9 protein-coding genes are annotated in these 10,494 nt (G+C 39.5%); 5 read left to right on the top strand and 4 right to left on the bottom strand.

All coding sequences use genetic code 11. The features are described 5' to 3' along the window. The first annotated feature begins 740 nt into the window (after positions 1-740). Positions 741-2,687: a two-component system sensor histidine kinase NblS gene (gene nblS / locus HWQ36_RS03470; RefSeq protein ID WP_292698118.1), complete on the top strand. Its 1,947-nt coding sequence runs from the start codon at positions 741-743 to the stop codon at positions 2,685-2,687. Between the two features lie 163 nt (positions 2,688-2,850). Next, a complete protein-coding gene (locus HWQ36_RS03475; RefSeq protein WP_292698120.1) occupies positions 2,851-3,102 on the top strand; it encodes a hypothetical protein in 252 nt (83 codons plus the stop codon). A gap of 46 nt (positions 3,103-3,148) precedes the next feature. On the opposite strand, the gene HWQ36_RS03480 is transcribed toward HWQ36_RS03475, so the two are convergent. Together HWQ36_RS03480 and HWQ36_RS03485 are read right to left on the bottom strand one after the other, a co-directional pair. Further along, on the bottom strand, positions 3,149-3,418 hold the full coding sequence (locus HWQ36_RS03480; protein WP_292698122.1) for a hypothetical protein: 270 nt from the start codon (positions 3,416-3,418) through the stop codon (positions 3,149-3,151). 224 nt (positions 3,419-3,642) lie between these two features. Next, entirely contained in the window at positions 3,643-4,011 is a 369-nt protein-coding gene (locus HWQ36_RS03485) for a zinc ribbon domain-containing protein (protein ID WP_292698124.1), read from the bottom strand. Between the two features lie 132 nt (positions 4,012-4,143). On the opposite strand from HWQ36_RS03485, the gene HWQ36_RS03490 reads away from it, so the two are divergent. Continuing rightward, positions 4,144-5,631: an AAA family ATPase gene (locus HWQ36_RS03490; protein ID WP_292698126.1), complete on the top strand. Its 1,488-nt coding sequence runs from the start codon at positions 4,144-4,146 to the stop codon at positions 5,629-5,631. 4 nt (positions 5,632-5,635) lie between these two features. After that, positions 5,636-6,415 (top strand): Rho termination factor N-terminal domain-containing protein, encoded by a 780-nt coding sequence (locus HWQ36_RS03495; RefSeq protein ID WP_292698128.1) that lies wholly within the window; start codon positions 5,636-5,638, stop codon positions 6,413-6,415. Positions 6,416-6,550: 135 nt separating this feature from the next. Here HWQ36_RS03495 and HWQ36_RS03500 read toward each other — a convergent pair whose 3' ends face one another. Both HWQ36_RS03500 and HWQ36_RS03505 read right to left on the bottom strand, forming a co-directional pair. Continuing rightward, complete coding sequence (locus tag HWQ36_RS03500; RefSeq protein ID WP_292698130.1) at positions 6,551-7,498, bottom strand: glycosyltransferase; 948 nt, start codon at positions 7,496-7,498, stop codon at positions 6,551-6,553. A gap of 83 nt (positions 7,499-7,581) precedes the next feature. Next, on the bottom strand, positions 7,582-8,601 hold the full coding sequence (locus tag HWQ36_RS03505) for an Npun_R2821/Npun_R2822 family protein (RefSeq protein ID WP_292698132.1): 1,020 nt from the start codon (positions 8,599-8,601) through the stop codon (positions 7,582-7,584). 404 nt (positions 8,602-9,005) lie between these two features. On the opposite strand from HWQ36_RS03505, the gene HWQ36_RS03510 reads away from it, so the two are divergent. Next, positions 9,006-9,755: an SDR family NAD(P)-dependent oxidoreductase gene (locus tag HWQ36_RS03510; RefSeq protein ID WP_292698134.1), complete on the top strand. Its 750-nt coding sequence runs from the start codon at positions 9,006-9,008 to the stop codon at positions 9,753-9,755. Positions 9,756-10,494 lie beyond the last annotated feature (739 nt).

A 10,494-nucleotide genomic window follows, 5' to 3' on the forward strand; every position in this document is an offset into this window, starting at 1 on the left:
TCAACACTGACAGCCGTACAGGTACAGTGTGAGCCTTCTTGCTGTTTAAGGTAAAGCACAGCGTAAATAAACACGCCCATTACAAATCAACAAAACGCTTACACTGTATTCGTTTTTAATTTTTAATTCCGCTTTGCGGTACTGCCGCCGCTAACCTCAGTCGGGCAACCCGCAATACTGTTCGGTTAAGACAAGAGACGCGATGAATCGCCGTCTCTACAATAATTCAGTCTTTCGTGTTGACGGCGATTTATCGCGTCTTTGCGATCTAGAATTTTCATCAAAAAACCTTAACCGAACCGTATTGGGGCAACCTGCTCAAAATCCCAACAGGTAGGATTTTTGTTAGACTACTCATCTGTGCGTAACCAATATTAAAAAGATGAGGTTTAACGCCTTAATCCTCAATTGGATATCAACAAGAGGCAGGGAGCAGGGAGAAAAGGAGCAGGTGAGGCATGGGAAGAGAAAGAAATAAGTGTATTCATGGCTATTTCGGTAAAAAAATTACTAAAATTTTCTCTTTACTCCCTCTGCTCCCCGCTCCCCTGCTCCCTGCTCCCTGCCCCCCTGCCTCTTTTTCAAGATCGCCCAAATGAGGTAAATTCGTTAAGACAACCTTAACAGGGATACCCTCTGACACTCCCCTATTCCCGTTCCCCTAACATGTTTGTCAAATTAACTGTTAATTTTTTAGTTGTTGAGCTTTATAACAAAGACTACTAACAACTTTATTTAAGATGCTAACTCTGTTAAAAACAATTCGACATGCGATCGCAAGTTGGTGGTCGGAGTTCACCCTCCAGACTAAGCTGCTGGCTGTGGCTACATTGGTGGTTTCCTTGGTGATGAGTGGTTTGACCTTCTGGGCTGTGAACACCATTCAGCAGGACGCGCGGATGAATGACACCCGGTTCGGGCGTGACTTGGGGCTGCTACTTGCTGCCAATGTTGCCCCCCTCGTGGCTGACAATAATCTCACAGAGGTTGCCAAATTTTCCCAACGCTTCTACAGCAGCACCTCTAGCGTGCGTTATATGCTCTACGCTGATGAAAGCGGGGAAATCTTTTTTGGCATACCTTTTTGGGAAGCCGAGGTAGAAAACTCCCTCACCATTAAACGGCGAATCCAACTGCCAGAAGATTACCCTGGTGATGGTGAAAAGCCGATGGTGCGGCAACACATGACCCCAGATGGAGTTGTTACCGATGTATTTATTCCTCTGATCGTTAATAAGAAATATTTAGGTGTATTAGCGATCGGTATCAACCCCAATCAAACTGCTGTCATCTCCACCAATTTTACCCGCGATGTCACCATTGCCGTTTTTATCACGATTTGGGTAATGGTGATTTTGGCAGGAGTCATTAACGCCTTGACCATCACTAAACCAATAAAAGAACTGCTGGTGGGGGTAAAAGAAATTGCTACCGGGAATTTCAAGCAGCGCATTGATTTACCTTTAGGGGGCGAACTAGGGGAGTTAATTTTAAGCTTTAATGAGATGGCAGAGCGATTAGAGCGCTATGAAGAACAGAATATTGAAGAACTGACCGCAGAAAAAGCCAAGCTAGAAACCCTAGTTTCCACGATCGCAGATGGTGCTGTGTTAATTGATAACAACATGCAGGTAATATTAGTCAACCCCACAGCGCGGCGAATATTTGGCTGGGAAACAGCTGATGTAGTCGGCTGCAATGTGTTGCATAACTTACCGCCAGCAGTCCAAATGGAAATTACTGCCCCATTGTACGAAATGGCAGCAGGTGAATGCGAAAGCGCCGAATTCCGCATTTTTCTTAACCAACCCACCCCTCGGACGATCCGCATTCTCTTGACGACAGTACTCAACGTGCAAAGAGAAAGCATCAAAGGCATTGCAATTACCGTCCAAGATATAACCCGTGAGGTCGAATTAAACGATGCAAAAAGCCAATTTATCAGCAACGTTTCTCACGAACTCCGAACCCCTTTATTTAACATCAAAACCTATATTGAAACCCTGCATGACTACGGCGAAGACTTAGGATTAGAAGAACGGCAAGAGTTCTTGCAAACAGTTAACAATGAAACAGATCGTCTAACCCGGCTAGTTAACGATGTTTTAGATTTATCAAAACTCGAATCTGGTCGTCGGTATAACTTCGATGGAGTAGATTTAGCCCAAGCGATCGAGCAAACATTGCGTACTTACCAACTCAATGCGAAAGATAAAGGTGTTGAACTTCTTCAGGAAGTTGCTGTTAATTTGCCCCTGGTAATGGGTAATTACGATCTGTTAGTACAAGTGTTTGGCAACTTGATTGGTAATGCCCTCAAATTCACCAAAGCCGGTGGTAAAGTAGCAATCCGCGCTCACCAACTAGATTTCAAGCCCAATCACACCCAATCTGCCCCAGTGCGGATTGAAATCTCCGATACTGGAATTGGCATCGCCACAGAAGATCAGCACTCAATTTTTGAACGCTTCTTTCGCGTAGAAAACCGAGTTCACACCCTAGAAGGCACTGGTTTAGGATTATCAATTGTCAGAAATATCATCGACAGACATCGTAGTAAAGTCCATCTAGTGAGTGAAGTCGGGATTGGCACCACTTTTTGGTTCGACTTAGCCGCCTTTGAGGAAAAAGCGCCACCAATACAAGTTGAAGCTATTACTGAAGCATCCAAAATCACCACAGTTTGAAGGATTGGGCATTGGGCATATCTCGTTTTGATGCTTTTTTAAAAAAGTTACGATAAAAAGTATGAAAGTTGTCATAAGATAGAGGAATTATGTGATAAAAAATTGTTAAAGGTAATATAGGTGAATCAGCCCTTTTCTAAAAAAGTGACTTTGTGTGACTAAAATGACCCTATCTTATAGATTGAGAAATTTCTGGGGTTTGCTGCGGGGTAAAAATAAGGTATCTGCAACTCAACAAAGATTGCAGAACAGTAGCGTAAGCTCAACAGAGGCTGATGATATTGAGGGTACTGTTCAACTTAAAAATGGTCAGGCAGTTCAAGTAAGGCTAGACGACTTGAAACAGTTTATAGAGGACAACCGCAGCCAAATAGCAGTCCAGAAGATTCCTAACATGGGAAAGCGGAGAAGTTAATTCTTTAATAGAGCTTGTAAGTTACTTACAAGCTAAAGTTAATTCTTCAGCAGAATATCCTTACTTTAATTTGTTGAATTATTTCTATATAGTTTTCCCTATCAAGTTCTTCATCTATTTCGGCAATGTAAACAGTGCAGCTTGCAAAAGTTCTAAAGTCAGTATTTTTGTCGTCCAATGGCGATGAAATATACTCTTGTTCTTTGCCAAGAGTGACATAAACAGGAAATGTATCTTTGCGTACTATATAGCCATAAACGTATCCATAAGATTCTGCGTTGTCAAATTCGGCTTTTATAGTTTTTACTGTCAACATTATTTTATCCTGGCAATTATTCCTCTAAAATCCATTCCGTTAGTCTCATAATGCTCCTTTAGCAAGCTTTAAGCGGCTTCTCAAAATAACATGGACGAATCCGAAATAGATCCCCAAAGATCGCCAAAATTTCCAAAAAAGCAAGATTAAGTTTTATTTATCGGCGCACAATCTTTTTGCTGCTGACTAATCCCCCAGATAACGGGGAATTTTTTTAAACTCATCTAAGTTACTAGACTGAAGAACAAACAGACCAATAATAAACTCAATAGCAACAGCAAAGCCTGATTGCGTTTTACCCAACTTTTCACAGTTATTGCAAAACTGTTAGTGTAACGCTGCTGTTCCAACTCTAACTTTGTCTCTTCAATATTTTGGTAGAGGGTACAGTCTTTGGCGTAGGGACGCTGGGGAAAATTGCAAGTATCATCAGCGTGATAGGTGCAGGTGTCGCACAGATACCCGTCCCCAGTGGCGCGGTGCAATGGAATACCGGGATGACCGTAAGCTTTGAGTGTAGTCCGGCAATAGGGACAACTAATAGCTTGACTATCAACGAGTTGATGGCAGTGGGGACAAGATACAGTAGCCAAAACCTTTAGCGCAAATAGGTAAACACTTTGATTCTAGCCATTCTTAGATTTTACTAGCAACATAGGCAAAAATTTTTACAACGAATAAATTAGCAGATACAATTGTAAAGTTGGATGCCTCTCGGTGCTAGTATGATTGCTGACTATGGCTCGACCCTGCAAAACATTTTTCAAGCGATCGCTCCAAATAGTAACGAATCCGATGTAGAGCAAAAGGTAGTAGTACCCCTCTTGCACATCCTTGGTTACAGCAATACTGATTGGCAGTCTCAAGTGGTAATTCTCCAATCTAAACTTGACTTCCTAGTGGGTCAACCAGACTCCGCTTTAATAAAACCTGCCTATTTAATTATTGAAGTTAAAGCACCCAGTAAAAACATTGCCCACAGCATTTGGCAAATTAATAATTACATGCGCCACACTGGATCTGTTATCGGTCTGTTAACCAATGGCTATGACTTTCGTATACTTTATAACTATGATAAAAAAATTACAACTATTGTAGAGTATTCTCAAGCCACACTTATTCATAAATATAGGTCATTCTACAAAATTTTATCCAAAAAAACTTATTTAAATTTTACTTCTACACTGTATAAAAACCAACAAAATATTCGGTTACAATTTTTAAATTTAATCTCAAAAGAGGTGCAACAAGAAGATATGTTGGGCTTATTCAACAAAAGCAAGACTTCTCCCATTCAAACACAGCAAACCAGTGAAGAAAAAAATTTAGTTTCAGAAACTAAGGAGGAACGCAAATCAATGATTATTACTGTATTTAATAACAAAGGAGGAGTAGGTAAAACTACAACGACTATCAACCTTGCGGCTGCTCTCAACAAGCTAGGTAAGCGAGTGCTGCTGATTGATATTGACGCTCAAGCTAATCTAACAATGGGATTAGGAATAGATCCTTTAGATGATGTTGAAAAGCAAGGTAAAAAAGATATTACCCATCTACTAACTGAACCAAGAACTAGCTTAGAAGAAACGATTATTCATAAGAATTGGGATGATGTTGAACTAGATATTGTTCCATCTCACATTCGTTTGAGTTATATGGAAGCTACGCTAATTAATACACCGGATATTGATCGCGTACTAGCCAAGAAGCTTAATAAATATCGTAATCAATATGATTATATCTTAATTGATCCACCGCCATCATTTGGTAAAGCTAATACTATTTCACTAATGGCCTCTTCTGGAGTATTAATTCCTACCCAGTTAGCTCCTTATCCCATCCGGGCATTAGAGTACGTAATTTCAAGAGCCATTGCACTTGATGAATCCAAAGATGAACCACTGCCAATTTTGGGAATAGCAGTCAGTATGTACAATAGAGCGGCAAATAAGGTTGCTTTAGCTATGACTCAGCAGATTTTTGATATTCTATCCAAGAATCCTGAAAGTCAAAATATAGAGTTATTCCCTCAAGAAACATGGATTCCAAGCTTGAGCATAGTTTCAACTACACCTAATAAGGGGTATCCAATTTGTTTCGCAGAATTTGATAAAGAATTAAATTCTAAAGATAAAGAAGCTGCACAGGATGCTTTTCACTGCTATATAAAACTAGCTAAACAATTGATTTCTGTAACCAATAAAAAGGAGTAGGAAAATGAATAGCGCAGAACGTCGCGATCGGATTGTTGAATATTTACGTATCAAATCAATCTCTCACGGACAAGTTTACACTTTTCAAATTGCTGTACCAGAGTCTGAAGTTTTAGAAGTTCCTTCTGAAAAACGCGAATACTTAAGGAACAGCCTTACTCAACAAGGTACTAACTTAATTCCTCTAATTGTGCGTCGTACTGAGGCATACAGTGAGGAAGAAGAGTACGAAGTCATTTATGGTGCTGATTGGTGTCTTGTTGCTAAAGAACTTGACATCGAAAAGCTATGGGTTTGGGTATTTGATATGACTGATGAGCAAGCTGCTGCTGCTAAAGAAGAAATGCAGCAATTGCTTGGGGTTTCAGATTCCGCTCCTGTTATATTACCACCTGCTTCTAAAGAGACAGAATCAACTGAAACCATACTTAAACAAGTTAATAAATTATTTTCACAAATAGAAATGCTTAATAGAAAAATTGAGCAAGTGGCTACATCTGTTAAAAAAACCGAGGAAAATCAAAGCAAACAAACAGTTACTATTGATCAGAAATTAGCTCAAATTGTTGAATCAATAAAAGGAGCTATTGAAGAAATCTATAGCAAGCAAAAAGGACAGAGTTATCCAGCAATTAACCCAGTTTTTACTCAAACAAAAGATTATGAAAAAATGTCATCTTCGCAACTTAAAGTAATTGCTTCAGAAAAGAATATCAAAGGACGTTCCAACATGAATAAAAGTCAACTAATAACAGCACTGAAAAAAGCTGACGCTGAAAATTAATAGTGTGTATTAACATAATGTATCCTTCGCGCAATTTTCTTTGCGCGTCCGCATCCCCGTGTGAGACCTTTTCACCAGGTACTTGATAGAAAAAACGGATGCCTGCGGCGAACTGCGCCAACGCATTCCCATTTTCTAACCCCGCACCTGTCGCAGTGCATTAAATGCCTTACCTCGCCAGCCAACTGGTAACAACGATAAACCTAAACCAGTCCAAGCTTTAGCAGTCGAAAAAGACTGTCCCGCTAAAACTAGCTCTCTGCCTTTTTGCGTTTCACCCTTTTCAATTAAACGCAAACCTAATAATAGTTGCGTTTCAGTTAAACGGTTTTCCCTGACTTTCTCTAGTTTCTCAGACTCAAACTTATAACTTTCTAAATACTGCATTTTATCAAATAAATAAGGAATCGCTCGATTGATACCTTGCTGTTCTGCATGAGAGCGATATTCCATCAATAATTTTGGTAAATAATAACCCTTTTTTCCAGCCAAAGCTAGACGCACAAATAAATCATTATCTTCACAGTTTTGCATATTGGGCTGCATAAATCCTAACTCTTGTAAGGTTTTACGGCGAAATAATGTTGCGCCAACTTGAAAGCTTTGGTGAATAAATACAACTTCCAACAAATTATCTACAACACCTGCTGGTAAATTCTTCCTACCCCAGCGATGAGTATTTTCTTGAGTTTTTGCTTCATCCCGGACATTGTTAATATCAATTATCCAATGGTCTGTACCAACAAAATCAATGCTAGAGTCTTGAGCAAGAATAGCTGCGGTACTTGCGAGAAAATCGGGTGTTAGCCGGTCATCATCATCAAATTTAATAAAATATTCACCACTGGCGGCATCAAACCCAGAGCGCATATTATTACTTTTACCAATGTTTTGTAGATGACGAATATATTTAATCCGTTGGTCTGTATACTGTGACATCAATTCCGGTGTACCATCGCTAGAACCGTCATCACAAACAATTAGCTCAAAGTCTTGCTCAGATTGATTGAGTACACTGTCAATGGCATAAGGAAGAAGATTAACACGATTAAAAGTAGAAACGCAAACAGTAATTTTAGGCATATTTTATACTAATAACTGGAAAATATAGAAAATAGAAAGTTTCTATCAATTGCGAATTTAATATATCGTCAGTAAGATTCTGTTTAGCGGATAGTTCTTTGAATCTTATTGATTGTTTTGTTAAAAAAATTATTAGTTTTGGTAATGATACTCACTGGTTTAAGCTGTTTTGGTCTTTGTTCTGGCTGTTTGAGAAAGCGATAGTGTAAAAACTCATTTGCATAACAGATATTAACATCTTGTCCTTGACATAACTGGGCAAAATCACGAGAAGAATAGCTCATATAATGGATGCGATGAATTGGTTTTAACCCATCTTGATTGTAAAGAACATTATTAATATTGACAAAGGGATCTGCATTGGCGCAGTTGCCTGTTCTATCTTCACCATTGGGGCTAAGTGTAAAGTTAAAAAGTGGGCGATCGCAGCGCAAGGTCATATAATTAAACAAAAAAGAATCATCCCACCATCCATGACCATTAATCCATTCAACTTCTTTTTGGGTAATTAATCGCTCCTTCATTATTTCAATTTCTTTAACAGTAAACAATCCTCGTTTGGAACCAAAAAAACTAGAACAATGGAGTTTAGGACGTATATCTGCTTCTGTATACAGTCCAGTTTTTTCTATAACTGAAATATCTAACGCTGCAACAGCTCTATCCTTAAGGTGTTCCCAATCATCAAAAATAAAATCGGATGTTTCTAGTTTGTCAATTACATTATTAAGTGGCTTCATTGCCAAACTATCACCGTCATAAAATACGAATTTATCAAAAATACCCTCAAAGGCAACAAATTTTCTTTGTAAATGACTTTTGTACCAACTAGGACGTGATAATTTTGTCTCTTTTTCCCTTGGATGTGCAGCCCAAACCTGATGAGCAAATTCTTCCCAGCGTTGAATTACGTCCCAATTATCAAATAAAATTACATTTTTTCGATTATTAATTTCTTTCCTAACTAAATCTAGTTGCTCATTATATGGAATTATACAAATAGGAATATCTGCGCTAACATTCACCTCAATACTGTTTAGTAACGCGACTAGTTGGTCAAATACTACATCATTAGCAAGGGTGTAGATACCGAAAGAATCCATTTTGATAAATCCTTTTTCTCTTTCAGTGGCTGAGTAACGCAAATAAGATTCTCGTTATTTTCTGAGCTATTATTCTCTAATCATTATTAGTATACACATCTTTACACTTTATGCTAGTACAGTTCGGCGAAAATAAACAGACCATTTGAAATGTCTAAAACCCTTACGCAACGGTAATTACGAATTACGAACTTGTACTGAGCGTAGCCGAAGTATTACGAATTACGCGAAGCGGTACTAGGGGCAAGGAGGATTTGAAAACGAGGCGCGACGCCGAATAGCCCGTCGTAGACATCGCTACCCAAATTATTCCCCAAATTCCTCCCCAGAATGCACTTGACCAAATAAATGCTTTAATTGGGCCGACTTACTTACCAATTACTAATCACTAAGGAATTAAATAAATGACAGGTAAATTAAAAGATAAAGTAGCAATTATCACTGGGGCTTCAGCAGGAATTGGAGAAGCAACTGTGATCGCTTTGGCTTCAGTTGGAGCAACAGTAGTACTGGCTGCTAGGCGTGGCGATCGCATTCAGGCATTAGCAGAACGTATTGAAGCTAGTGGTGGTAAGGCATTGCCCATTGTCACTGATGTGACTGATGAAAACCAGGTAAATAACTTGGTGGCAAAAGCAAATGCAGAATTGGGAAGGGTTGATATCCTGGTGAATAATGCAGGGATTGCCTTACTCGGCACTATTGCAGATGGAAATAGCTCAGACTGGCGGCGATCGTTCGACCTCAACGTACTAGGACTGTTATATGCTACTCACGCGGTTTTACCTCTGTTGAAGGCGCAAAAATCGGGGCACATAGTCAATATCTCCTCAGTGGCAGGTCGGACAGCACGGGCGGGTATCGGTGTTTATAATGCTACCAAATGGGGTGTTAATGCCATCTCAGAAGCTTTACGCCAAGAAGTCCACAAGGACAACATTCGCGTCACCATTATTGAACCTGGTTTGGTGGATACGGAAATTGACAACCAAATTACCGATCCAGTTGCCAAACAACGCATTGAGGAACGGCGCAAGGCAATTACACCTCTGCATAGCGAAGACATTGCTGCTGCGATCGTTTATGCCGTCACGCAACCGTCGCGCGTTAATGTCAACGAAATCCTTATCCGGCCAACGGGGCAAGAACATTAAAGAAGTCGGAAGTCGGAATGGGCTACGCTCCGCTACGAAGAGAGGAAGTACAGTTTTGTAACGGGGATTTAGAAAGAGCCACAAAACTTACGGCTTCTTTTGTAGTCGGGGACTTAAACCGACTGAAGTTTGTTAAAGCTCTGTTATACCATTTCACGAAATGCCTGATACAAATAATTTGTCTCTAATTCTTTCCCCTTGCTCCCTGCCCCCTGCTCCCCTTCCCCCTGCCCCTTCCCCCTGCCTCTTCGTTGAAAGAAATCTTTGTATGGAAAACTTTCAATAACTTTTGCTTTTCAAAAATCAAATAGGAGTCATATATTCTGATTACTAACTCTTTAAGACAATAATTGTTACCTGCGTTGGCGTACTTTCAAAATGGCAGATGAAACACTGAAGGCTAATATAGCTAAGGTATAATTTGGTTCAGAAAATGCAATAATACTTACCCTGTTGATAGCAAAAGCCCTATTTGACTCAGAAGTGCTGAAAACCAGTCGTGAAATGTTAGCAGTTTCACTGCTAATCCCAACGAACAATGCTGAATTATCCAATGTTATTGAAGAAGTTCCCGGTACTGAAAAAGTACCCAATAGGTAATTGGAACTATCAAAAGCTGAGACAAACACGTTGAATTTTAGAATATCATCTACAGCTATTTGAGTACCAGCACCGAAAACAGGCCAGCAATTCCAAATTCAAATTTTGACAACAGGTACAGTCTACCTTGAGGATGAAG

Source organism: Nostoc sp. NMS2 (genome assembly GCF_017115105.1).
Taxonomy (GTDB): Bacteria; Cyanobacteriota; Cyanobacteriia; order Cyanobacteriales; family Nostocaceae; genus Nostoc.

Bases quoted from the DNA above. Each gene is read 5' to 3' on its own strand.
- nblS (WP_292698118.1), top strand. From the start codon at position 741: ATGCTAACTCTGTTAAAAACAATTCGACATGCGATCGCAAGTTGGTGG.
- HWQ36_RS03475 (WP_292698120.1), top strand. From the start codon at position 2,851: ATGACCCTATCTTATAGATTGAGAAATTTCTGGGGTTTGCTGCGGGGT.
- HWQ36_RS03480 (WP_292698122.1), bottom strand. From the start codon at position 3,418: ATGTTGACAGTAAAAACTATAAAAGCCGAATTTGACAACGCAGAATCT.
- HWQ36_RS03490 (WP_292698126.1), top strand. From the start codon at position 4,144: ATGATTGCTGACTATGGCTCGACCCTGCAAAACATTTTTCAAGCGATC.
- HWQ36_RS03495 (WP_292698128.1), top strand. From the start codon at position 5,636: ATGAATAGCGCAGAACGTCGCGATCGGATTGTTGAATATTTACGTATC.
- HWQ36_RS03500 (WP_292698130.1), bottom strand. From the start codon at position 7,498: ATGCCTAAAATTACTGTTTGCGTTTCTACTTTTAATCGTGTTAATCTT.
- HWQ36_RS03505 (WP_292698132.1), bottom strand. From the start codon at position 8,601: ATGGATTCTTTCGGTATCTACACCCTTGCTAATGATGTAGTATTTGAC.
- HWQ36_RS03510 (WP_292698134.1), top strand. From the start codon at position 9,006: ATGACAGGTAAATTAAAAGATAAAGTAGCAATTATCACTGGGGCTTCA.